The organism is Streptomyces sp. NPDC091209, from assembly GCF_044757755.1.
Taxonomy (GTDB): domain Bacteria; phylum Actinomycetota; class Actinomycetes; order Streptomycetales; family Streptomycetaceae; genus Streptomyces.
In genome coordinates, this window is record NZ_JBIVVR010000005.1 from 118,550 (window position 1) to 141,825 (window position 23,276).

At 71.6% G+C, this 23,276-nt stretch carries 22 protein-coding genes and 1 pseudogene; 8 read left to right on the forward strand and 15 right to left on the reverse strand.

Features of this window, described 5'->3' with window-relative positions; all coding sequences use genetic code 11:
* Positions 1-185 precede the first annotated feature (185 nt).
* Complete coding sequence (locus ACIQRL_RS16110; protein ID WP_401331846.1) at positions 186-1,667, reverse strand: PLP-dependent aminotransferase family protein; 1,482 nt, start codon at positions 1,665-1,667, stop codon at positions 186-188.
* A 47-nt stretch (positions 1,668-1,714) separates the two neighbouring features.
* On the opposite strand from ACIQRL_RS16110, the pseudogene ACIQRL_RS16115 reads away from it, so the two are divergent.
* Positions 1,715-2,503 (forward strand): annotated as a pseudogene (locus ACIQRL_RS16115) (DMT family transporter); the annotation flags it as partial.
* 120 nt (positions 2,504-2,623) lie between these two features.
* Here the strand turns inward: ACIQRL_RS16115 and ACIQRL_RS16120 are convergent.
* Both ACIQRL_RS16120 and ACIQRL_RS16125 read right to left on the reverse strand, forming a co-directional pair.
* Complete coding sequence (locus ACIQRL_RS16120) at positions 2,624-3,454, reverse strand: alpha/beta fold hydrolase (protein ID WP_401331847.1); 831 nt, start codon at positions 3,452-3,454, stop codon at positions 2,624-2,626.
* A 112-nt stretch (positions 3,455-3,566) separates the two neighbouring features.
* Positions 3,567-4,220 carry an NADPH-dependent F420 reductase gene (locus ACIQRL_RS16125; RefSeq protein WP_401331848.1) on the reverse strand — a complete coding sequence of 218 codons (654 nt, stop codon included), beginning with the start codon at positions 4,218-4,220 and terminating at the stop codon, positions 3,567-3,569.
* 112 nt (positions 4,221-4,332) lie between these two features.
* Between ACIQRL_RS16125 and ACIQRL_RS16130 the strand changes: the two genes are divergently transcribed.
* Together ACIQRL_RS16130 and ACIQRL_RS16135 are read left to right on the forward strand one after the other, a co-directional pair.
* On the forward strand, positions 4,333-5,217 hold the full coding sequence (locus ACIQRL_RS16130; RefSeq protein ID WP_401331849.1) for an RNA polymerase sigma-70 factor: 885 nt from the start codon (positions 4,333-4,335) through the stop codon (positions 5,215-5,217).
* A gap of 269 nt (positions 5,218-5,486) precedes the next feature.
* Entirely contained in the window at positions 5,487-6,248 is a 762-nt protein-coding gene (locus ACIQRL_RS16135; RefSeq protein WP_401331850.1) for a GntR family transcriptional regulator, read from the forward strand.
* A gap of 166 nt (positions 6,249-6,414) precedes the next feature.
* On the opposite strand, the gene ACIQRL_RS16140 is transcribed toward ACIQRL_RS16135, so the two are convergent.
* The 3 genes from ACIQRL_RS16140 to ACIQRL_RS16150 all read right to left on the reverse strand — a co-directional run bounded on the left by ACIQRL_RS16140 (position 6,415) and on the right by ACIQRL_RS16150 (position 9,511).
* Complete coding sequence (locus ACIQRL_RS16140; protein WP_401331851.1) at positions 6,415-7,572, reverse strand: ROK family transcriptional regulator; 1,158 nt, start codon at positions 7,570-7,572, stop codon at positions 6,415-6,417.
* A 98-nt stretch (positions 7,573-7,670) separates the two neighbouring features.
* The gene (locus tag ACIQRL_RS16145) at positions 7,671-8,333 is read right to left on the reverse strand and encodes a response regulator (RefSeq protein WP_401331852.1); all 663 of its coding nucleotides are present in this window, start codon (positions 8,331-8,333) and stop codon (positions 7,671-7,673) included.
* A gap of 14 nt (positions 8,334-8,347) precedes the next feature.
* The gene (locus ACIQRL_RS16150; RefSeq protein WP_401331853.1) at positions 8,348-9,511 is read right to left on the reverse strand and encodes a sensor histidine kinase; all 1,164 of its coding nucleotides are present in this window, start codon (positions 9,509-9,511) and stop codon (positions 8,348-8,350) included.
* Positions 9,512-9,619: 108 nt separating this feature from the next.
* On the opposite strand from ACIQRL_RS16150, the gene ACIQRL_RS16155 reads away from it, so the two are divergent.
* The 3 genes from ACIQRL_RS16155 to ACIQRL_RS16165 are packed head-to-tail and all read left to right on the forward strand — an operon-like array spanning position 9,620 to position 11,779.
* Positions 9,620-10,549, forward strand: coding sequence for an ABC transporter ATP-binding protein (locus tag ACIQRL_RS16155; protein ID WP_401331854.1), 930 nt, complete (start codon positions 9,620-9,622; stop codon positions 10,547-10,549).
* A 2-nt stretch (positions 10,550-10,551) separates the two neighbouring features.
* A complete protein-coding gene (locus ACIQRL_RS16160; RefSeq protein ID WP_401331855.1) occupies positions 10,552-11,277 on the forward strand; it encodes an ABC transporter permease subunit in 726 nt (241 codons plus the stop codon).
* Positions 11,278-11,335: 58 nt separating this feature from the next.
* Positions 11,336-11,779 carry a hypothetical protein gene (locus tag ACIQRL_RS16165; RefSeq protein WP_401331856.1) on the forward strand — a complete coding sequence of 148 codons (444 nt, stop codon included), beginning with the start codon at positions 11,336-11,338 and terminating at the stop codon, positions 11,777-11,779.
* Between the two features lies 1 nt (position 11,780).
* Here ACIQRL_RS16165 and mug read toward each other — a convergent pair whose 3' ends face one another.
* From mug to ACIQRL_RS16185, 4 genes are all read right to left on the reverse strand, one after another.
* Positions 11,781-12,329 (reverse strand): G/U mismatch-specific DNA glycosylase, encoded by a 549-nt coding sequence (gene mug, locus ACIQRL_RS16170; protein ID WP_401332397.1) that lies wholly within the window; start codon positions 12,327-12,329, stop codon positions 11,781-11,783.
* On the reverse strand, positions 12,326-13,768 hold the full coding sequence (gene purB, locus ACIQRL_RS16175) for an adenylosuccinate lyase (RefSeq protein WP_401331857.1): 1,443 nt from the start codon (positions 13,766-13,768) through the stop codon (positions 12,326-12,328). Before purB ends, mug begins: the two co-directional genes overlap by 4 nt.
* A 284-nt stretch (positions 13,769-14,052) precedes the next feature.
* Positions 14,053-14,502 carry a hypothetical protein gene (locus ACIQRL_RS16180; protein WP_401331858.1) on the reverse strand — a complete coding sequence of 150 codons (450 nt, stop codon included), beginning with the start codon at positions 14,500-14,502 and terminating at the stop codon, positions 14,053-14,055.
* Between the two features lie 132 nt (positions 14,503-14,634).
* Entirely contained in the window at positions 14,635-15,111 is a 477-nt protein-coding gene (locus ACIQRL_RS16185; protein WP_355838551.1) for a transcriptional regulator, read from the reverse strand.
* A gap of 418 nt (positions 15,112-15,529) precedes the next feature.
* Between ACIQRL_RS16185 and ACIQRL_RS16190 the strand changes: the two genes are divergently transcribed.
* Complete coding sequence (locus tag ACIQRL_RS16190; RefSeq protein ID WP_261704212.1) at positions 15,530-16,111, forward strand: RNA polymerase sigma factor; 582 nt, start codon at positions 15,530-15,532, stop codon at positions 16,109-16,111.
* Positions 16,108-17,355 carry a BN159_2729 family protein gene (locus ACIQRL_RS16195; protein WP_401331859.1) on the forward strand — a complete coding sequence of 416 codons (1,248 nt, stop codon included), beginning with the start codon at positions 16,108-16,110 and terminating at the stop codon, positions 17,353-17,355. Before ACIQRL_RS16190 ends, ACIQRL_RS16195 begins: the two co-directional genes overlap by 4 nt.
* Before the next feature lie 783 nt (positions 17,356-18,138).
* On the opposite strand, the gene ACIQRL_RS16200 is transcribed toward ACIQRL_RS16195, so the two are convergent.
* From ACIQRL_RS16200 to ACIQRL_RS16220, 5 genes are all read right to left on the reverse strand, one after another.
* On the reverse strand, positions 18,139-18,936 hold the full coding sequence (locus ACIQRL_RS16200; protein WP_401331860.1) for an SGNH/GDSL hydrolase family protein: 798 nt from the start codon (positions 18,934-18,936) through the stop codon (positions 18,139-18,141).
* A gap of 354 nt (positions 18,937-19,290) precedes the next feature.
* Positions 19,291-20,304, reverse strand: a complete 1,014-nt coding sequence (locus ACIQRL_RS16205; RefSeq protein WP_401331861.1) for a hemolysin family protein — start codon at positions 20,302-20,304, stop codon at positions 19,291-19,293.
* Positions 20,301-21,626, reverse strand: a complete 1,326-nt coding sequence (locus tag ACIQRL_RS16210; RefSeq protein WP_401331862.1) for a hemolysin family protein — start codon at positions 21,624-21,626, stop codon at positions 20,301-20,303. Before ACIQRL_RS16210 ends, ACIQRL_RS16205 begins: the two co-directional genes overlap by 4 nt.
* Before the next feature lie 208 nt (positions 21,627-21,834).
* Positions 21,835-22,260, reverse strand: coding sequence for a GNAT family N-acetyltransferase (locus ACIQRL_RS16215; RefSeq protein WP_401331863.1), 426 nt, complete (start codon positions 22,258-22,260; stop codon positions 21,835-21,837).
* A 57-nt stretch (positions 22,261-22,317) separates the two neighbouring features.
* Entirely contained in the window at positions 22,318-23,235 is a 918-nt protein-coding gene (locus ACIQRL_RS16220; protein ID WP_401331864.1) for an LLM class F420-dependent oxidoreductase, read from the reverse strand.
* Between the last annotated feature and the right edge of the window lie 41 nt (positions 23,236-23,276).

The window sequence follows — 23,276 nt, forward strand, 5'->3', positions numbered from 1 at the left end:
CCCGGCGAACCGGCCTGGCCCGGCGAACCGGCCTGGCCCGGCGAACCGGCCTGGCCCGGCGAACCGGCCTGGCCCGGCGAACCGGCCTGGCCCGGCGAACCGGCCTGGCCCGGAGCGGACGTCCCCGGCTACGCGCGCGGGTGTGGTGCCGCCGCCCGTGTGATGTCCCCGTTCGCCGGCGGGCCTCAGGGCGCCGAGGGCTCCCGCCGGGCGCCGTGGTCGCGCACGGCGTCCGCCATCAGGCGCACGCCGTCCCGTATCCGCGCGGGCGGCAGATGGGCGTATCCCAGTACCAGCCGTACGCCGTCCACGGCCGTCTCTCCGTAGTGCGCGGAGGACCGGACCACCACGCCCGCCGCCGCTGCCCGTCCCAGGAAGCGGTCCTCCGGCCCGTACCGGTCGGGCAGCGCGGCGACGACGTGCAGGCCCGCCGCGATCCCGGACACCCTCGCGCCGGGAAAGTGCTCCTCCAGGGCCGCGACGAGGACGTCACGCCGCTCCCGGTAGGCGCGCCGGCAGCGACGGAGGTGACGGTCGTAGTCGCCACGCTCGACGAAACGGGCCAGCAGCGCCTGGTCGAGAACCGGGTTGCCGAGGTCCATGGTGCGTTTGCGTTCGACGACCTCTTCGACGAGGGACGCGGGGACGAGCAGCCAGCCGAGCCGCAGCCCCGGGGCGAGCGACTTGCTGACCGAGCCCGTGTACGCGACCTGCTCGGGGTCGAGCCCCTGGAGGGCACCCACCGGGGCTCGGTCGTAGCGGAATTCGCCGTCGTAGTCGTCCTCGATCACCAGCCCGTCCACGGACCGGGCCCAACCGAGGAGTTCCGTGCGGCGCCGCGCCGAGTACGCGATCCCCGTGGGGAACTGGTGAGCGGGCGTCGTCACCACGGCGTGTACACCCGAGGCCTGGAGCGGAGCCAGGGCGAGGCCCTCGTCGTCCAACGGCAGCGGTACGGTGCCGATGCCGGCCGAGGCGAACAACGAGCCGTGCTCCGGGCTGCCCGGATTCTCGACGCCCACGCCAGGTGTCCCGCGCGCGTGGAGCACGAATCCGAGCAGTGCCATCGCCTGCGCGACCCCGGAGACCACGATGACGCGTTCCGCGTCCGCGACCACCCCCCGGCGGCGGACGAGCAGTTCGGCGAGAGCGGTCCGCAGCCTCGGCAGACCACGCGGATCGGGGTACCCCAGCGCATGGTGGGGCAGTTCGGCCAGTACCCCGCGGTGCGCGGCGGCCCACGCCGCACGCGGAAAGAGGGCCAGGTCGGGGGTTCCCGCGACGAAGTCGGCCCGCACCCCGGCCGGCCGCGGGGCACGGTCACGCGCGAGCGGGCCGACCGCGCGCACCGCGCCGCCGACCCAGGTACCCGCACCGCGGTCGCTGCGCAGATACCCCTCCGCCGTCAGCTGCTCGTACGCCTCAGTGACCAGCCCCCGCGACACGCCGAGATCACCGGCCAGCTCACGGCTGGACGGCAGCCGGGTGCCGGGAGCGAGCCGCCCGGACCGGACCGCCTCGCGCAGCGCGGTCTGAAGTGTGCGTCCACGCGCGCGGGGTGGAGTCGCCGCGGCCGGCAGGAGCAGCTCCCAGGCGGCCGTCCAGGGTGCCGCGCCGACTGGAGCGGGATTCGGCGGGCCGCCTCGATTGGTCCCCGATGACGTCATGGAAGTGGACCTTAAGCCGGACCACGTCCGTTCGTAGCGTCACCTTCATGAACGCCACCACCACCCGGGGGACGCTGCTCGCCGCCCTCGCCTGTGTCCTCGTCGGAGGTTCCTTCTCCGCCAACAGTGTCCTTGGCCACTACCCGTACGCGGGCGGTCAGTTCCTGCGCTACGGCCTCGCCTGTGTCCTCCTGCTGCCCCTCGTCGGCCGGGGCGGCGGCGCCCCGCTGCGCCGACTCAGGGCAGGCCAGTGGGGGCGCCTCGCGTTGATCGCGGCCGTCGGCATGCTCGGCTTCAACCTCGCGGTACTCGCCGCCGAGCGGACGGCCGAGCCGGCGGTCCCCGGAGTGTTCGTGGGCTGCGCCCCGGTCCTCGTGGCCGTGCTCGTGCCTCTTCAGGAGAGCCGTCGTCCACGACGCCGTGTCCTGTACGGGGCGTTGCTCGTCGCACTGGGAGCCCTGGCCGTTCAGGGGTGGGGCCGCACCGACGGGGCCGGGATCGCGTACTCCCTGGGCGCGCTGGCCGGGGAGGCCGGGTTCGCCGTACTCGCCGTACCGGTACTGCGGCCGCTCGGTCCCCGGCTGCTGTCGGCCACCGTGTGCGGGCTCGCCGCGGCGGAATCGGCGGTGGCCGGGGTGGTCACCGGCCGCGGAGCGTGGCTGCGGGTGCCGGACGCCACCGAGGCGACCGCGCTGCTGTGGCAGGCGGCGGTCGTCACGGTCGTCGGCTTCGTCTGCTGGTACATGGGTGTCCAGCGCATCGGCGCGGAGCGCGCCACGCTCTTCTCGGGTCTCGTCCCCGTCGCCGCCGCCTGTACCGCGCCGCTCGTGGGCACGGGCGCCTACGGGCCCGCGCAGGCCGTGGGAAGCGCCCTCGTCTGCGCCGGCGTCGCCCTCGGATCAGGCGCGTTGAGTCGCGTCGGCGGACGCGGTTCACGGGCTGCCGCGGGGGACGCCTCAGCGGCTGCCGTCGAGGATGACGCGGGCGACGAGCGCCGGGTCGTCGTTCATCGGGACGTGGCCGCAGCCGGGCAGCCGCACCAGCCGCGCCCGCGGAATGATCTGCTTGGCCCGGACGCCCTGGCGGCGCATCAGCAGCCGGTCGCGGGTGCCCCAGGCCACGGTGACGGGCAGTGCCGGGATGTCGTCCGTGAACTGGACGTCCGTGCCCGACCGGAGGGTCTCGGCGAATCCCTCGGCGTGGGCGAGCGCGAGGGTCTCGGCGACGACCGCGTCCGGTGAACGGCGGCCGGGCCGCGCGTAGATGGTGCTGGTCAGCACCGTCCGTCCGGCCGCCGAGCGGGAGAGCCGCTCGATGACCGGGACCGGCATGCGCCGGGCCGCCGCTCGCATGGCGATCAGCAGACCGAAGGCGTAGCGCCGCTCCACCGGTGACCAGAAACCGGCGGGCGAGAGCGCCGTGACGGACCGTACGAGCTTCTCGCGGCCCAGTTCCAGGGCCAGCAGCCCACCGAGCGAATTGCCGGCCACATGGGGCCGCTCGATGTCGAGCGCCTCGCACAGAGCGCCGAGCACGGGAACCACCGTCGGCAGATCGTGGGTGAGTCCTTCGGGCAGCGCCGGGGACTCTCCGAAGCCCGGGAGGTCGACCGCTATGACGTCGCGTTCGGCCGCGAGGATGGGGACGACCGGGTCCCAGGCCTGCCGGTGGTGGCCGATCCCGTGCAGCAGGAGCAGCGGTTCACCGGTGCCCACGCGCGCGTAGGACAGGGTGACCGCCCTCGGGCCGCGCGGGGAGGGGAGGCTGACGGTGACCGTGTCGGACATGGGACTGCTCCTCGTCTGGACGCCGTGACGAACCAACTCGTAGACAGCTTGTCAGCAACTGCTACCGACGGGTAGCCCCCGTCTCCGGATCCCGCCCCGTCCTCGGCGCCCGCTATCGCGCCCTGTGCACCTCCACATTGAAATCCGCGTGCCCGATGCCCTGGAAAAGGCTCATCCACAACGGCAGATACATTTCCGCGGCCCGGGCCGTCCGGATGCCCCCGAGGTCGAGCACCCGGTGCGCGGGCCAGCCGAACTCGCCCAGGAGCGACGTCACCTGCTCCTTGGCGCCCCCGTCGTCACCGGAGACGAAGATCTGGTGCTCGCCCGGCACCCTGGCGGGGTCGACCATCACTTGGCAGTTGACGGTGTTGAGGCTCTTCACCACGCGGGCCTGCGGGAACGCGCGCTGGATCTGCTCGCCCACGCTGTCCGACCCGACGGGGGAGAGGCGCATCTCGCCGTCCTCGAACGCCAGCGGGTTGGAGACGTCGAGCAGCACCTTGCCGTCCAGATGTTCCTCGCCCGCCGACCGCAGCACGGTGAGGGCGACCCGCCCGCCCACCGCGTTCACGACCACCTCCCCGAACGCCGCGGCCTCCGCGAACGTGCCGTGACGTGCCGTGGGACCCGAACCGCCGGCCCACTCGACGGCCGCCGGGTTGTCCTTCGTGCGCGAGCCCAAGGAGACCTCGTGGCCCAGTTCGACCAGTTTGCCGGCGAGCGAGCGCCCCACGTCGCCCGTGCCCAGAACCCCGTATCGCATCGTCGTTCCTCCCGTGTCGAGACCGCGGGCCACCGGCGGCCCCGCGGCCATTCTGGTACCGAGGCGGCGATTTCGCCTGGACACGAGGGAAGGTGTCGGGTGGGATGGTGCGGTGGCAATCGACACCGTGACCGATGTGTTCGAAGAACATCGCCCCGTCCTGATGGGCGTGGCGTACCGCATGCTCGGCCGGGTGGCCGACGCGGAGGACATCGTCCAGGAGGCGTGGCTGCGCTGGTCCGCCGACGACCGGACGGACGTGCGCGAACCGCGCGGCTATCTGGTCCGCGTCACCACCCGGCTCGCCATCGACCGGCTGCGCCAGGTCCAGTCGCGCCGTGAGGCCTACGTCGGACCGTGGCTCCCGGAGCCCTACGTCACCGACTTCGGCGACACCGTTCCGGACAGCGCAGACCGGGCCGTCCTCGCGGACTCCGTCTCCCTCGCCGTCCTCGTCGTCCTGGAGTCCCTGTCACCGCTGGAACGCGCCGTGTTCGTCCTGAGAGAGGCGTTCGGATTTCCCTACGCCGACATCGCCGTGGTCCTCGACCGCGGTGAACCGGCGGTGCGTCAACTCGCCGGGCGGGCGCGCAAGCACGTGGAGGAACGGCGGCCGCGCTACGAGGTCGACCCGGACGAACGCCGTGACCTCACCGAACGGTTCCTCGCCGCGGCGGGAGAAGGCGATCTGGAGGGACTCATGTCCCTGCTGGCACCGGAGGCACGGCTCATCGGCGACAGCGGAGGCCTGACCCAGGCGCCGCTGCGCGTCCTCGACTCCGCCGACAAGGTCGGACGGTTCGTCATCGGCGTCAGCAGGAAGGGTGTGCCCGGCCTGTCGTTCCGCTTCCTCGAGGTCAACGGCGGTGTGGCGGTGCTCGCGCTCTCCGACGGCAAACCGGACAGCATCATCCAACTGGACGTCGCGGACGGCCGTGTCCAGTGTGTCTACATCGTGCGCAACCCCGAGAAGCTGGTGTCGCTCTCCGCCGGCTGACCCCTTCCGAACGCCTCCGCCCGAGGTACCGCAGGACAGCGAAAGCCCCCGTCTTTGGACGGGGGCTTTCGGCGTTGTGTCACGGACATCTCCGGGCGAGAACACCCCGTGAACGCTCCGCGGCGGGACACCTGTGCAATCCATAAGGGATCGAGGATTGGTCTTGACCAAGGGTGGGGGCGGCCCTATCGTCGCAGGGATAGTGCAGGAACCTTTAATAAACAAGGGCGTTAAAACGCCGCCGGGCCACGGCGATTGCGGAGGACAGGGTGGGGACCACGCAGTTGGAATCGGTGCCGGAACCTAAGTACTGGCATCTCAAGACCGTGCTCAGTGAGGCACTGGACTCCGAATTCACCGTGGGCGAGATCCTGCCCAACGAACGTGATCTGGCGGCCCGCTTCGGTGTCGCCCGGGCCACCCTGCGCCAAGCACTCGAACAGCTCGAACTGGAAGGCCGGCTGCAGCGCCGTCGCGGCGTGGGCACCACGGTCGCCCCGCCGCGTATGGGCGTGGCCGTCGGAACCGAACAGCAGGTGTGGCCGGGGGCGGCGGGCGACGCCTGGCACGCCGCGGACTGCGCCGTGGCGGCGCCGCCCGCGTCCGTGGCCGGCATCCTGGAGACGGCCGTCGGCGAGCTGGTGCACACCGTGCGCCGTTCGCGGGTGACGCACGGTCAGCCCGTGGCCGCCGAGCTGCTGTACATCCCGGCGTCCTCGGTGCCGGACCTCTCGGCGATCGACGCGCCCTCGGGTGCGGCACGCGCGCGTGCCGTGCTGCGGGAGCTTCAGCGACTGGAACTGGAAGGCCAGGACCGTGCCGTCGAGCTGGGCTCGGCCCGTGCGGACGACGCCAAGGAGCTCGACCGCCTTCCCGGGGCGCCCGTTCTGGTCGTCACGACCCGTTTCTTCACCGAGGGGCGCACCGCCGCGGTGTCCGTGGCGACGTACCGGGCGGACACCTGCCGGCTCACCTTCGGCGACTCGGGCGGCGTGGAGATCACCCACGACCCGGAGCGTCGCGCCTCCTGAGCCGCCCTGCCCGGACCCGCAGCTCTCTTGAGCCGGTCCCCGGACAACACCCGGCGCGCCCCGGAACACTCCGGGGCGCGCCGTATTTTGTGGCTGTGGCTGTGGCTGTGGCTGTGGCTGTGGCTGTTCGCCGGCGCCTGGCGCCGGCCGCCGCGTCGCTCTGGCTTCAGCGGCGCGCCGTCACGGTCCCCTCCACCGCGAACAGCTCCTCCTCCACATGGTCGAGGGCCAGCCGAAGCGCCCCGGTCGCCACGGCCGCTTCCCCGAGCATCGAGAGGGCCACCTTGGGCGGGCGCAGGCAGTAGCGCGCCAACTCCCGCCGCAGCGGCTCCAGTACGCCGTCCAGTCCGGCCGCCCAGCCGCCGACGACGACCAGCTCCGGATCGAGGGCGAGGACCAGGGCCGCCACGTCGTGCACCAGCCGCTGGATGAAGCGGTCGACCGCCGCGCGTGCCCGCTGGTCGCCCCCCTTGGCCAGCGCGAAGACCTTGGCGACCGCCTGCTCGTCGAGCGGGTGCAACGGCTCGTCCGTGGTCGACAGCAGCGTCTCGGGCGTGACGTCGCGGCCCAGCAGATGCAGCGCGCCGATCTCGCCGGCCGCCCCGCCGTATCCCCGGTGCAGCCGCCCGCCGATCAGCGATCCGGCGCCCGGGCTCAGCCCCGCCAGGACGAACACCACGTCGTCGGACTCGGTCGCCGCACCCTTCCAGTGCTCGGCGACCGCCGCGGCGTTGGCGTCGTTCTCCACGAGCACCGGGCACTTGAAGGAACGGCTCAGCCGCTCGCCCAGCGGCAGGCCCGTCCACTCCGGGAGCGCCGTTCCCAGGCGTACCGTGCCGTCCGCCTCCACGATGCCGGGGCTTCCCACGCCCACCGCCCGCAGGGAGCTGCGGGCGACACCGGCCCTGCGCAGCAGCTCGGCGACCGCCACCCGCAACCGTTCCAGCCGCTCGTCGGCGGACGCCGTCTCCTCCACGTCCTTGGCCATCGCGCCCATCACGCGCCCGTCCAGGTCCGCGAGCAGCGCCGCGACACGGTGCGGGCCGATCTCCAGGCCCAGCAGATGCCCCGCCTCGGCACGGAACCGGAACCTGCGCGCCGGACGCCCCTGGCGCCGTGTGGCGCCCTCCTCGGCCGCCTTCTCGACGACGAGCCCGTTCTCGATCAGCCCCTCGACGACCCCTTCGACCGTCGGCCGTGACAATCCGGTCACCCGGGTGATCTCGGTGAGGGTCGCGCAGTCCGTGGCACGCAAGGCGTGCAGCACCACCGCGGAATTGATCCGTCGCAGCAGAGAGGGATCCCCGCCGGTCAACTGCCCCAACGTCCGTCCTCCCAGCTTGTACGCGTGTTGGCCGGATCGTACTCGTCGCGGAGGACCCCGGCGAGAGCCGGGGACCCTTTCCCGCGCGCGGGTTGCCGTCAGCCCGGCGCCACGAACCCCGACTCGTAGGCCGCGATGACCGCCTGCGTACGGTCCCGGGCCCCGAGCTTCGCCAGGACGGAGCTGACATGCGACTTCACCGTCTCCGTCCCGACGACCAGTCGCGCGGCGATCTCGGCGTTCGACAGGCCCCGGGCCATCAGCCGCAGCACGTCCGCCTCCCGCTCGGTCAGCGCGGCCCGCTCCATGGCCGCCCGCGCCGCCCGATTGCCCCCGCTGTCCCCGTACTCGGCCGCCAACTGCCGTACGGAGGCGGGGAACAGCAAGGACTCGCCCTCGGCCACCAGTCGCACCGCGTGCACGATCTCGGCCGGCCGAGCCCGCTTCAGCAGGAAGCCGTCGGCACCCGCGCGCAGCGCCTCGTAGACGTATTCGTCGTTCTCGAACGTCGTCACCACGAGGATCTTCGGCGGATCGGTGACGGTCCGCAGCACCGCGCGGGTGGCCTCGATGCCGTCCATCAGCGGCATCCGGACATCCATGGCGACCACGTCCGGCCGCAACCGCCGGACCAGGGGGATCACCGCGGCGCCGTCGGCCGCCTCGCCGACCACCTCGATGTCGGGCTGCGCCTCCAGAACGGCGCGCAGCCCCGCGCGTACGAGGGGTTCGTCGTCGACGAGCAGAACGGTGACCGGCATCCGGCCAGCGTAGATCAACTCAACGGGAGCTCTGCGTGCACCTGCCAATCACCTTCGTGCGGGCCCGTCCGGGCGCTGCCGCCGAGCAGCGCGGCCCGCTCCCGTATGCCGCGCAGGCCGCTGCCGCGTCCGGTTCCCGCTCTGCCGTCCGGCAGCGGATTGCGGATCTCCAGGGCGAGCGTGCCGTCCCTGACCTCGATACGGACGCGCACCGGGACGCTCCCGGCGTGCCGCAGCACATTGGTGAGCGACTCCTGGAGGATGCGGTAGCCCTCCCTGGAGACCGGACCGGGCACGGTCTCGAGCGGGCCCGTCACCTCGGCGTCCACCTTGGCTCCCGAGGTGCGCGCCGACTCCAGCAGTCGGTCGGCGTCGGTCAGCGTAGGACGGCCGCTCACCGGACGCCGCGCCTCGCGCAGCACACCCAGCACCCGCTCCAGGTCCTCCAGGGCGGCCCGTCCGGTCTCCTCGATGGCGACCAGGGCGCGGCCGGTGAACGCCGGGTCGCCGGCCGCCCGCGCGGCGCCGGCCTGCACCACCGCGACAGTGAGCGCGTGGCCGATGGAGTCGTGGAGCTCACGGGCGATGCGGTTGCGCTCCAGGAGTTGTTCGGTGCGCTCCTCCAACGCGGCGAGCCGCTCGGTGGGGGAGGGGCCGAGGAGTCGCCGCGCCAGCGCGGTGGTCAGCTCACCGAGTCCGACCACCGCGCCGTACAGGGCGAGCAGGGGCAAGGGGATGAGCAGCGCGCAGCTCCAGTGCGGGTCCAGGAGCCTCACCACAGGGTCGTTGGACGGCCAGTAGCCGAGGGCCGCCCTGGTGAGATCGACGGCGAACATGGGCAGCCAGATGGTGGCCATGGACGTCACCACGCTCAGCAGGAGGCGGGCTTCCAGCCAGAGCACGGTCCGCCACCGGTCCCGTCGGCCGGCCGAAGGAGTGATCGAGAACGCCGTGTCCTCGCCGCTTCGCTCTCCCGGTGCCAGCATGAACCGCGCCTGCACACCCTCGCCCCGCCGCACGGCCGGGATCAGCCCCAGCGGGGCGAGCATCAGCGCGGGCACCCACGGCCTCGTACTGTCGATGTACAGCCACACACTGACGAACAGCATCGGCACCCACAGGTGCAGCAAACGCGTGTACGTCGTCCCCCACAGCAGCGGGCGCAGAAACCGGGCCATCGCGTCATCGTGCCAGCCGGCACTGACAACGGGCCTCCCCCGGGCGGGGGAGAGGATCCCCACCGGCGGGGGAGGCGAGGACCCGTCGTCGGCGGCCACGCTGGGGCCATGACCAGCATCGACGTCCAAGACCTGACCAAGGAGTACGGCAGCAGGCGCGCCGTGGACGGCCTGACCTTCAGCGTTCTCCCGGGCCGCGTCACCGGATTCCTCGGCCCGAACGGCGCCGGGAAGTCCACCACCATGCGGCTCGTGCTGGGCCTGGACCGGCCCACTTCCGGCACCGCCACCGTCGGGGGCCGTGCCTACGCCACCCTCGACGAGCCGCTCCGGAAGGTGGGCGCCCTGCTCGACGCCGGGGCCGCGCACGGATCGCGGACCGCCCGGGACCATCTGCGGGTGCTCGCCGCCACGAACCGCATCCCCGAACGCCGGGTGGACGACGTCCTGGACGAGACCGGGCTCGCCCCGGTGGCCCGGCGCCGCGTGACGACGTACTCCCTGGGCATGCGCCAGCGGCTGGGCATCGCGGCCGCACTCCTCGGTGATCCGCCCGTCGTGCTCCTCGACGAACCGTCGAACGGCCTCGATCCGGAGGGAATCATCTGGATCCGGGAGCTGCTGCGCCGACTGGCCCGGGAAGGGCGCACCGTCCTCGTCTCCAGCCACCTCATGAACGAGACCGCGTCCTTCGCCGACCACCTCGTCGTCCTCGGCCGCGGCCGGCTTCTCGCCGACATGCCCATGCGCGAGTTCATCCACGCACGCGTGCAGCCTCGCGTCCGGGTACGCAGCACGGACAGCGGCGCGTTGGCGGGCCTGTTCGTGGAGCACGGCATCGAGGCCGTCGAGGGCGCGGACGGCCGCTGGACCGCCCTCGACGCGCGGCTGGAGGACATCGGGCGCCTCACCTCGGCCGCCGGGCTCCCCATCCTCGAACTCGCCGCGGAGGAAGGCACGTTGGAGCAGGCATACCTGGATCTGACAGCCACCGAGACCGAGTTCGCCGCCGCCCCGGCCCAGCCTCAGGAGGTCTGACCGTGTCCTTCGCACCCGCACTCCGCGCGGAACTGCTCAAGATCCGAACCCTGCGCTCGCTTCTCTGGGGCCTGCTCGCCGTCCTGGCGGCGACGGTGGCGTTCTCGGCGCTCGCCGGACTCGACGACTCCGGCGCGCCGGACTTCGACGCGCTCTTCTCGACCTTCCTCGGTGTCAGTTTCGGCCAGATCGCCGCCATCACCTTCGGAGCGCAGGCGGTCTCCGCCGAGTACCAGGGCGGTGCCCTGCGCGTCTCGCTGTCGGCGGTTCCCGACCGGGGTCGCTGGTTCCTGGCGAAGGCGGTGGCGATCGGCGGACCGGCCCTGGTCATCGGCCTGGTCACGGGAGTGGCCACTTTGGTCGTGGGGACGTCCGTGCTCGGTTCCCGGGCGAACGGGCTGACCTGGGCGGAAGAACTCCGGGGAGTGGTCGGCTGCGCGCTCTACCTGACCCTGATGGCGCTGTTCGCGGCGGGGCTGGCGGCCGTCCTGCGCAGCGGGGTGGCCACGCTGAGCATCCTGATCCCCTTCCTCCTGATCGTGTCCTTCGTCGTCGGAGGAGGGTCGGGGAGCGTGGCGGACTTCCTGCCGGACAAGGCGGGGCAGACGGTCCTGCACGAGGCGCCGGACGGCGCGCTGGGTCCCTGGAGCGGGCTCGCGGTGACCGCGCTGTGGACCGCCGCGGCACTGGGCGCGGGCGCGTGGTGCGTCCGGCGCCGGGACGCCTGACCGCACCGGCCTCCTGAGGCCTCACCCATTGTCAGTGGCGGCCGCTTTACTGGACGTCATGACCATCGCGCAGCAGCTCGCCGTGATCGACCGGCTGTGCTCCGAGGACTTCCCCGCGGAGCGCGGCCGTTCGGACACCGGCACGGGTGGACCCGGCTACCACATAGCCGAGTTAGTGACGAGCGAGGACTTCCGGGAAGCCGACGGCGTGGCACGTGAGGAGACGGAGGAGCAGTTCGAGGCCGACCGGGACGGTCTCTCGGAGGTGCTCACCCGCCGCTGGGGGAGCCCGGACGTCTTCAGCCTGTCGAGCGTCCTCGACCGGGTGATGGACGGCGAGGACATACCCGAGCCCTGGGGCGTCCTGAGTTCGCACGTGCCCGACGTGCACCTCTGGAAGCCGGAGGGGCACGACCGCTGGGTCGCCCTCGGTATCGCGCAGTGGGACAGCGAACCGCCGTTCCAGCTGCTCGCGGTGATCACGGAAAAAGACCCGCCCTGACTCAGGGGGTCTGTGCCGCCGCCCGCAGGCGGCCGAACTCCTCGGCCATCGTCGCCGCGGTCCAATGCGCGTTGAGCCCACTGGGGTTGGGCAGGACCCATACCCGGCTCGACCCGATCGTCCGCTCCTGCGCGCCGATGCGGGCCTTGCGGTCGTCGAACGCCGCTCGGTACGCGGTCACCCCCACCACCGCCAGCCACCTCGGGCGCAGCCGCTCCACCTTCTCGCCGAGCAGCCGCCCGCCCTCGCGGTACTCCTCGGCACTCAGCTCGTCGGCGCGGGCCGTGGCCCGCGCCACCACGTTGGTGATGCCGAGTCCGTAGGAGAGCAGTTCGTCCTGCTCGGACGGCTTCATGAGCCGTGGAGTGAACCCGGAGAGGTGCAGCACGGGCCAGAACCGGTTGCCGGGCCGGGCGAAGTGATGGCCGGTGGCCGCCGTCATCAGGCCTGGATTGATCCCGCAGAAAAGCACCGAGAGGCCGTCCGCGACGACATCCGGCACGAGCCGGTCGCGGGCGGCCTCCAGGTCCGCTGGGGTGAGCCGGGTCAGAGGATCGCCCCGGGCGTGTAGCCGGCGGCCTCCGGGTGCTGCTTCACGATCTCCTCGACACGGCCGACGACGACGGCCACCTGGTCGGCGGCGGCGCCCGTGAAGGACAGCTTGTCGGCCATCAGCTCGTCGAGCTGTGCGCGGTCCAGCGGGATCCGCTCGTCCGCGGCGAGCTTGTCGAGCAGTTCGTTGCGCTCGGCGCCCTGCTCGCGCATGGCGAGGGCGGAGGCGACGGCGTTCTCCTTGATCGCCTCGTGGGCGACCTCACGGCCGACACCCGCGCGCACCGCGCCCATCAGGACCTTGGTCGTCGCGAGGAACGGCAGGTAGCGGTCCAGCTCGCGGGCGACGACGGCGGGGAAGGCGCCGAACTCGTCGAGGACGGTCAGGAAGGTCTCCAGCAGACCGTCCAGCGCGAAGAAGGCGTCCGGCAGCGCGACCCGGCGCACCACCGAGCAGGACACGTCGCCCTCGTTCCACTGGTCGCCCGCCAGCTCGCCGGTCATCGACGCGTAGCCGCGCAGGATGACCATCAGGCCGTTGACGCGCTCGCAGGAGCGGGTGTTCATCTTGTGAGGCATCGCGGAGGAGCCGACCTGGCCGGGCTTGAAGCCCTCGGTGACCAGCTCGTGCCCGGCCATCAGCCGGATGGTCTTGGCCGTCGAGGACGGCGCGGCCGCGAGCTGCACCAGGGCGGTGACGACGTCGTAGTCCAGGGAGCGCGGGTAGACCTGGCCGACGGAGGTGAAGGCCTGCGAGAAGCCGAGGTGCCCGGCGATCCGCCGCTCCAGGTCCGCGAGCTTGGCCGCGTCCCCGCCCAGCAGGTCGAGCATGTCCTGCGCCGTGCCGACCGGGCCCTTGATGCCGCGCAGCGGGTAGCGCTCCAGCAGTTCCTCGAGGCGGCCGTACGCGACGAGCATTTCGTCGGCGGCCGTCGCGAAGCGCTTGCCCAGGGTGGTGGCCTGTGCGGCCACGTTGTGCGAGCGGCCGGCCATGACCAGCTCCGCGTACTCGCCGGCCAGCTTGGCCAGCCGGGCCAGGACGGCCACCGTGCGGTCGCGCATCAGCTCCAGGGAGAGCCGGATCTGGAGCTGCTCGACGTTCTCGGTGAGGTCGCGGGACGTCATGCCCTTGTGCACGTGCTCGTGCCCGGCGAGGTCGTTGAACTCCTCGATCCGTGCCTTCACGTCGTGCCGGGTGACCTTCTCGCGCTCGGCGATGGAGGCGAGGTCGACCTGGTCGAGGACGCGCTCGTAGTCGGCGATGGCGGCGTCCGGCACCTCGATCCCCAGGTCCTTCTGGGCGCGCAGGACGGCGAGCCAGAGCTGACGCTCCAGCTTGACCTTCTGCTCGGGGGACCAGAGCGTGGCGAGCTCGGCGGAGGCGTAGCGTCCGGCGAGAACGTTGGGGATACGGGGCTTTGCAGGCGCGGGAGTCACGTGTATGGAGCATACCGGCTGCCAGGCGCGGGGCCTGTCAGGTCCGCCGCGTCCCGAATGCGCAGGTCGGGGCGGAGCAGCACCCCCCGGCGGACCGGGGTGTGCGTGAGAGGTGCGGGGACGGGACCGGGGTGCCGTGCGCAGCGGACACCACAGACCACGTCGTCGCTCCTGCCGTCCGCCGGTGGTCCCGGCGAAATACGCTCAACTTCCTTTGAGTAGAAGGCAGTTGTTCATCGTATGTAGGGGAGAGGTATTTTGGTGGACCGTTTTCGCAGGGTCGCTCAGGAGCCCGAACGCGGGGGGCGGCTTCCGTAGCCGGCCTGCGCATGGGGATCCGGGTGGGACTGCTCGCTGCCGACCACAGCGCGCAGACCCCCGTACGCCTTCGAGGTGAACCGGTCGTGGGCGAGCGTGAGCTCCGCCGTGATCAGCTGGTTGCGCTCGTCGTTGACTTCCTCGATCTCCTGCATGAGCTGGGAGTTCTTGGCTCGGAGTGCCGTGTTCGCGTTCCGCGCCTCGTCGAGGGCTCTGGCATGACTGCCGAGTCTGATGGCTGTGATGGTGGCCCTGCGGGCCATGGCTTTCTCTCGCTGGGACAGTTCCAGCTCGCGCTTGTGCATGTCCAGCTCGAGACGTCGTCGGTGCTCCGCCAGGACGCTGAGGTCATGCCGTGTGCGGGCGTCGACCTTGTTGACCGTGTGGCGGAGCAGGGCCGCAAGTGCCCCGGTCACGCCCACGATTAACAGGCCGACCCCGACTGCCGCAAACTCCCATGTATGGTGCCAGACGCCCTCGCCCACGAATGTCCAGCCGGCTGTGCAGCTGGCGGTGGACGCGAATGCCAGTCTGTACGCCACGTTTCGTTACCCCCTTGCAGTGGCCCCCCGGTTGTCGTCGGCATCGAGGTCCTTTTGGAGCTCGATCGCTTGGACGATGTTCCCGCTGAGCATTGTGCGGATTCTGAGATCAGTGATTCCCCATGCGTCCATGGCCTCCTCCGGGGTGAGTGTTGCTGAGGCTACCCTCCGAACCGCAGGCTGAGGCCCGTGTTCCGGCGGAAGCATGCCGCTGTTGACCAACATCTCTCGCTGGTCGAGGCCAAGTACTGACGCCCATGTGGTCAGTTGCGAGGGGAGGGGGAGGGTCTTTCCTTCCAGCGTTCTGCTGATCGTCGTCAGGCTCACTCCAATCGAGATGGCCAGCTGAGCCCGGCCACCGGCTCGTGGGCGGACGTCGTACCCGGCCGCTGTCGCAGCGTTCGTCAGGTACTCGCCAACCCTCCTTGCGAGAGCTTGTCGCTCACCGCGGGACTCGTGGGGGGACTCTTCCATGCTCCGCATGCCCGGAGAGTAGCGCGCGTGTATGCAACTTGCACGCGACTTGCATGCGTGCATCTTCGCAGGTCAACAGGCTTGTGGGTGTCGTGGCAGGCCAAGGGGGACGGCTCGCACTCCAGTTCCCAACAAAAAGTCTCGTCGTCATACCGGCGAAGCAACTTGCGTACGTGTACGCAAGTTGCATATGTTGCATGACTGTGAGTTAGTCGCACGTATGCAAGTCCCTTTGAGGGGACCCTATTTGCACCGCCTCGGCATCAGCTCGACCAGGCTCCGGAGCTGCGAGGCATCTGCGGAGGGCACCTCGAAACCCTTCGGACACCACGACCCGGTCATCCGGCGCCCGAGCCCGGCCATGGCTGGAGCGGACCGTCGCAGCACCTGCCCACCACAGTTCATCCACTCATGAACGGAGTAGGCCTTGATCGCCGAGGCTAACGCCGCCACACCGCGGTTCGACACTAGAGAACCGGCCCTTATCGCCCGTGCACTCGCGGGCGACCGGGACGCGTTCGGGGAGCTCTACGCTCTGCACCACCCCGCGGTGCTGGCTTACGTACAGCGCCGCGTACGCAATCGGCAGGTCGCCGAGGACATCACCGGCGAGACCTTTCTCAACGCCTGGATGAAACGCGGAACTTTCACCTATCGCGGTATCGGCTTCGTCGGGTGGCTGATCACCATCGCCCGGAACAAGGTCATCGACCACTGTAAGAGCGCGCAGCGCCGCGAGTTCGTCGTCGAGGACATGCTCGGCTTCGACGAGGACCTCACGGTCAGCACCGAGGACACCGTACTGATCAACCTGGACGAGGAGTTGTTGCTCCAGGCTCTGGAGCAACTGCGGCCGCCACAACGCGAGGTCCTGACGCGCCGGTTCCTGATGGAGCTCTCGGTTCTGGAGACGGCACGTCAGATGGAGCGGTCCGAAGGAGCGGTGAAGACCCTTCAGTTCAGGGCCCTGGCCAAGTTGCGCAGTGAGTACCTGGGGGTGGCGGCATGACCACCGTGCCCGGGATCCGTACGGCCGTCGAAGCGGACCTCGCCGAGCAACTCGGCACGTTCGCGCGGGAGTTCGTCGCCGAACTGGAGGCGCAGGGGCGCCTGGTGGAGGTGGGTGGGGCCGGCGTTCTCGAACGGCTGCGGACACAGGTCGAGACCTGGCAGAACTGCCCGGAGGCCTACCACGCGGCCGTCGACACGATCGTGGAGGACTGCGGTTACCCGAGCGAGGTCGCGATGCGGATCGCCACCGCGCTGAACCGCAAGGGGCTGATCCCCGGCGGCGACGAACCGGAGCCGCGGCGCGACGCCGGCCCGGCGTCGACGCCGAACCGCTCGGGGCCCGCTCTCGGTGGTGAGGAACCCGAGCCCCGGCACGATCACGCGCCCGTGGCCGGGCCGCAGCGCACGGGGCCGGACCGCAAGGGACCGCTCCTCGGTGGCGAGGGCCCCGAACCCAGGCCCGATCACGCTCCCGCGTCGACGCCGGACCGTGAGGGACCGGCCCTCGGTGGCGACGGCCCGGAGCCGCGGCACGACCCCGCCTCCGCGTCCGAGCCGCTCGTACCGGCCGCGCGCGGTGCGATCGTGCTGCACCTCGCCGACCGCGGCGCCGGCCGGGCCATGGCGGACTACGGTCCGGCGTCGGTGCCGAAACGCATCGAGGGGCAGGTTCCGCGGGTGCGGCCGGCCGCCGCCCGCTCACGTGCGGTCGGCTGGGGCAGTGCCTCCGCCCGCGCGGTCTCCGTCGCCGCCGGACTGCAGTCCGACCACCTCGCCCGCCTGGAAGCCATGCAGATCTCGGCCGACGGCGAGCGGGTCACGGTGGCCATCAAGGCCACGTGTCTGGCCGACTGGGAGTACTGGCTCGACGCCATCGGGGCTGCTCGCAACGTCCGGACCAGGACGGCCGGCCACGCACAGGTGGCCGCGGGAACCCTGGACGGAGTCGCGGTCCACCTCACCGCGCACGGCGTCCCCGAACTCCTCCAGGAGGCGAGCGACGCCGCCGCCGACCCCTTCTACCTCTGGGGACGGATCTACGACCTCGGGATGGGGCAGATCGACCGGACCGACCGTATCTGGCTGTCCCTCGGCCGGCGACAGGACGAGCGCGGGATGCCTCTGCTGATCCTGCGCGGCACGGACGGCCCCCCCTATCCGCTGGCTTCGATCGTCATGGCGCACGGTCCGCTGACGGCGACCCCCCTCCCCTCCGGCGGAATGGCCGGGGACAGTGCGTGACCGCCATCGGGGGCCGCCGCTTCCGCTGGCTGTTTCTCACCCGTGGCGACCCGCACCTCTGCACGAGACGAACCAGGGCCCGGCGTCCACGGATGTTCCCGGGTCGTGTAATGCACCTGGCGCAGAACAACCCTGACCAGCAGTAGGCGCGGTCGCTCGACGTGGCTGGTTTCCCACCCTGCCGACAGCTCGCCGCAAGGGTGCCGATGGGGCACATCGGCCCTGATCCGTCCACCGATGGCGTGTCGGTGCCAAAAGGTACGCACGCGCCTTTGCCCCGGCCACGCCCACAGACAGGCGCCAGGAAGTTCCTCGGGCCGTGCTCAGGGGCGTACTTCTCAGGCCCACGCATGAGTGCTTTGATGTTGATTCCAGCGGGGTTTCCCGGCTGGCCTGTTACTTGCCATCCCCTCCAGGGTGGCGAGACGGCTCCTCTCCATGCTCCGCAAAGCTGGAGGGGCCGTCGGCCGGGCCCGGCGTACGCGCCGGGCCCGGCCGTAGTTCCGGGGCGCGTGAGTGAGCGCATCAACGCACTCTCGCGCTGTCGAGCGCCCCCCGTGCGCCCTGTGGCGGCCGAGGGGCGAACCGGTAGCGTCCTCTTCATGCGGAGCATGGGCCGCCGTGTCACTCGAGAGAGGGGCACGGCGGAAGCCGTCAGCCGGCGCTCCTCTCGGCCCGCGTGTCACCCTTCGTGGCCACCGCGCCCGGCCTTCACCACAGGCGGTCTTCACCGCACACGGACCCGGTCAGGGCATCGTGGAGTCGGCTCGACGAGCGACGGACTCAGCCGCCGTGGCCGCCCCCGACAGGACCCTCGTAGGGAAGCAGCTCCGGCCGTTTCGCCGGACGTCCGTCGCCGGACGAGCGCCCCGTCAGCCGTCGTCCGATCCAGGGCAGCAGATGCCGCTGGGCGAAGCGGGCGTCGGCGCCGCGGCGGGCGACCCAGTTGGGCGGCGGCGTGGGTGCCATCGGGGTGCGCCACTCGGGGTCCTCGGGCTCGTAGCCGAGGGTCTGCCACACGGCCTCCGCGACCCGGCGGTGCCCCTCGGCGGACAGGTGCAGCCGGTCGACGTCCCACACGCGCGGGTCGGCGAGCGAGGGCGCCCCGTACAGGTCGACCACCAGCGCGTCGTGCCGCGCGGCGAGCTCGTCGACGACGGTGAAGAGCTCCTCCATGCGGGGCCGGAAGCGTTCGAGGACCGGACCGTTGCGGCCGGGGCTGCGCATCAGGACGAGCCGCTCGCAGGCGGGGGCGAGCCGTTCCACCGCCTCCTCCAGGAGACCGCGGACACGTCCCATGTCGACCTTGGGCCGCAGGGTGTCGTTGAGTCCGCCCACCAATGTGATCACGTCGGGTCGCATGGCGACGGCCACGTCCACCTGTTCGGCGACGATCTGTCCGATCAGCTTGCCGCGCACGGCGAGGTTGGCGTAGCGGAAACCGGGCGTACGGGCCGCCATCCGGTTCGCGAGGAGGTCGGCCCAACCTCGGTACGAGCCGTCGGGCAACAGGTCCGACATGCCCTCGGTGAAGGAGTCGCCGACCGCGACGAGGCTGGTGTAGGTGGCATTCATCTGCATGGCGGGAAAGATGGTAACCCGAACACATACTCATCGGTCGGTCGGGCTGTCCCGCCGGTGAACCATGACGAAGCCGAGCGGCTCCCGTGCGGTCCCCTGCCCGACCGGGACCGGCCTGCCCGACCGGGACCCGCCTGCCCGACCGGGACCGGCCTGCCCGACCGGGACCCGCCTGCCCGACCGGGACCCGCCTGCCCGACCGGGACCCGCCTGCCCGACCGGGACCCGCCTGCCCGACCGGGACCCGCCTGCCCGGCCAGGCCGGTGACTGGGCTCCTGCAACTCGTACGGCGGGTACGCCTTGCCCGCGACTCCGTGCGGGCCCTCCTACGGCCCGCGGCTCGTACGACTCTCCTACGCCGGCTGACCGAACAGCTCTCTCAGGACGTCCTCCATCGTCACCAGCCCCGTGAGCCGTCCGTCGCTGCCCATGACGCCCGCGAGATGCGTACGGCTGCGGCGCATCGCCGTCAGGACGTCGTCCAAGGGGGTGCTCTCCCGGACGCGGGCGATGGGCCGCATGTCCTCCACGCGGAACGGCACCTCGCGCGGGGTCGCGTCCAGGGCGTCCTTGACGTGCAGATAGCCGACGATGCGGCGACCCTCGTCGACGACCGGGAAGCGGGAGAAGCCCGACTCGGCCGACAGCCGCTCCAGCTCCTCGGGAGTGACGCCCACGCGCGCGTAGACGACGCGTTCCACCGGGAGCACGACGTCGTGCACGGGACGGCGGCCCAGCTCCAGGGCGTCGTGCAGCCGTTCCTGGGCGCGGTGGTCGATCAGCCCCGCGGCACTGGAGTCCTGGACGAGCCGGGCCAGTTCGTCGTCGGAGAAGGTCGCCGAGACCTCGTCCTTCGTCTCGACCCGCAACAGCTTCAGCAGCCCGTTGGCGAAGGCGTTGACCATGAAGATCACCGGGCGCAGCGCGCGGGAGAGCGTGACCAGCGGCGGTCCGAGGGTCAGCGCCGTCCGCACGGGTTCCGCGAGGGCGACGTTCTTCGGCACCATCTCGCCGAGCAGCATGTGCAGATACGTCGCCAGGGTGAGCGCGATGACGAAGGAGACCGCGTGGCCGGCCCCGGAGGGGACGCCCAGCGCGTGGAACACCGGCTCCAGCAGGTGCGCGATCGCGGGTTCGGCGACGATGCCGAGCACCAGGGTGCACAGCGTGATGCCCAGTTGCGCGGTCGCGAGCAGCACCGAGACGTGTTCGAGGCCCCAGAGCACGCTGCGCGCCCGCCGGTCGCCCCGCTCGGCGTGCGGTTCGATCTGGCTGCGGCGCACCGAGATCAGCCCGAACTCGGCGCCCACGAAGAAGCCGTTCACGACGAGCGTCGCGAGCCCGATCAGCAGTTGTACGGCGGTCATCGCGTGCCCTCCTCGGCGTCGTGCGGTGCGTGCAGCAGAACGCGCGCGGCGCGCCGTCCCGAGGCGTCCACCACGTCGAGCCGCCACCCGGCGACCTCGACCGTGTCCCCCTCGGCGGGGATGCGGCCGAGTTCGGCCGCGACGAAACCGGCCAGCGTCTCGTACGGCCCGTCCGGCACCCGCAGCCCGACCCGGGCGAGCTGGTCGGTCCGGGCGGACCCGTCGGCCGAGTACAGCGCCCGGCCCTCGGCGTCCGTGCCGACCGGGGCGAGGTCGGGTGTCTCGTGCGGGTCGTGCTCGTCGCGTACCTCTCCGACGACCTCCTCGACGATGTCCTCCAGGGTGGCGACCCCGGCCGTACCGCCGTACTCGTCGATGACCACGGCCATGGTGCGCCTGTCGGCGAGACGGTCCAGCAGTCGGTCGACGGTCAGCGACTCCGGTACGAGCAGCGGCTCGCGCATGATCTGCGAGACGGGTGTCTGCGTCCGGCTCGCGGCGCGCACGGTCAGCACGTCCTTGATGTGCGCGACGCCGACGACCTCGTCGAGGGTTCCCTGGTAGACGGGGAAGCGGGACAGGCCGGTCGCCCGGGTCGCGTTCGCCACGTCCTCGCAGGTCGCCTGGACGTCCAGGGCGATGACCTGGACGCGCGGTGTCATCACGTTCTCCGAGGTCAGGTCGGCGAGGTTCAGGGTGCGTACGAACAGTTCGGCGGTGTCCGCCGCCAGCGCGCCCTCCTTGGCGGAGTGCCGGGCGAGCGCCACCAGCTCCTGGGGCCCGCGGGCGGAGGCCAGCTCCTCGGCGGGTTCGAGGCCGAAGCGGCGCACGACGCGGTTCGCCGTGTTGTTGAGGTGGGCGATGAACGGACGGAACGCGGCGCTGAACCAGCGCTGCGGCATCGCCACCCGCTTGGCCACGGCCAGCGGTGCGGAGATCGCCCAGTTCTTGGGCACCAGCTCGCCGACGACCATCAGGAACAGCGTCGAGAGCGCCGTGCCGATGATCAGGGCCACCGAGTTCGAGGCCGAGGGCGGGACGCCGACCGACTCCAGGGGACCCGCGATGAGCTTGGCGATCGAGGCCTCGGAGAGCATGCCGACGACCAGGTTCGTCACGGTGATGCCGAGCTGGGCGCCGGAGAGCTGGAAGGTGAGGTTCCGTACGGCCTTGAGGGCGCCGGAGGCACCCCGCTCGCCGCGCTCCACGGCACGCTCCAGCTCGCTGCGTTCGACCGTGGTCAGCGAGAACTCCGCCGCCACGAAGCCGCCGCAGGCCAGCGACAGCAGAACCGCCACCAGCAGCAGGAACACTTCGGTCATCGGGTCACCTCCGTCCCATGATCGGCCAGGGGCGGGGGGATCGCGCGATGTCCGCGGCCACCGTGAGGATCACGGCTGAGGGTACTGGGAGGCTCGCCCATGGGCGGACGCTCACACCTTTCGTGGAAGGAATGACGGTCCAACAAGGGTAAAGGACAGGCAAAGGGATCTCCTCGGTGCCCCTGCCGCCGGTCGGCGCCCTGGAGTCCTAGTCGGTGAGCGGCTTCACCCAGCGTCGCCAGTGCTCCTCGGGCACATACCCCGCGGCGCGCCAGGCATGGTGCGCGGTCTCGTTCCGCTCCAGCACCATCGCGTCCCCGCGCCGCCCTCCGAGCCGAACGAAACGTTCCTCCGCGGCGGCGAGCAGTGCCGAGCCGATACCGAGGCGGCGTCGCCCGGGGTGGACCGCCAGCCGGTACAGATGGCAGCGCCAGCCGTCGAAGCCGGCGATCACCGTGCCGACCAGTTCCCCGGCGTGTTCCGCCAGCAGCAGCGCCCCGGGATCCCGGGCGACCAGCCGCTCCACGCCGTCCCGGTCGTCACTGATGCTCGTGCCCTCGGCGGCCGCCTTCCAGAAGGCGAGAACGGCGTCGAGGTCGTCCGGTTGCGCGGCCCGTAACCGCAAGTCCTTCATGGTCCGATCCCATCACGCGGACCGCGCGCCGCAACGGCGTTTCCGTCATGCGGACGGTCACCGGCCGCGCAGCGCGCGGACCACGGGAGCGAAGGCCTCCAGGTTCGGTTCCAGCACCGTCAGATACGAGAATCCGTAGCGCTCCCGCTGGGCCCGCACCTGTCCGACGATCTGCTCCACGGTGCCCACCAGGACGATGGGCAGCTCAAGGACCTGCCCTTCGGTCAGACGCGGGATCCGGGGCAGCCACGGGCCGATCGCGGCACGGCGGTCGTCGGTGACGGCGACGATCTGAATCAGCAGGTTGAGCTCGGCGGGCACCTCGCGCGCGGCGGCCGCGCTCCGGTAGAGGGCGACGCGTTCGTCGAGTTCGGCGGCCGTGACCGGCTCCAGGGCGCCGTTCGGCCGGGTCCGCGCCCCGGTGAACGCGGCGATGTCCGCGTGTTCCGCGGCGATACGGAGCATCCGGTCGCCGTTGGCCCCGATCAGCAACGGCACCCGCGGCGGCCCGCCGGGCGGCGCTCCGGGAGCCTTCCCGCCCGGCCGCGGAGTGCCGCGGGTGAGTTGGTCCGAGCCGCGGAGCCGCTCCAACTCCTCGACCGTGCACAGGAGATGGTCGACCCGCTCGCGCGCGGTGCCCCAGGGCAGGCCCGCCGCCTCGTGCTCCGCCGGTACGTACCCGGTGCCGAGGCCGAGTTCGAGGCGACCGCCTGTCAGCGCGTCCGTGGTGGCCACCTCACGGGCCAGCAGCGCGGGGTTCCAGAAGCCCGCGTTGAGCACGAAGGTACCGAGCCGGGGCCGTTCGGTGGCCCCGGCGGCGGCGACCAGCGAGGGGAACGGCGCGGGCATGCCCAGATGGTCCGCCACGGTGATCACGTCGTAGCCGAGCTCCTCGGCACGGCGGCACTTGGCGGCCCACTCGGCGCCGGGCGCGGCTTCGATCAGGCTGACGCCGAAACGGAACGGGCGCGGCATGAACCATCCCTTCTCCCGGGGACTCGCCCCGGACTTGGCGA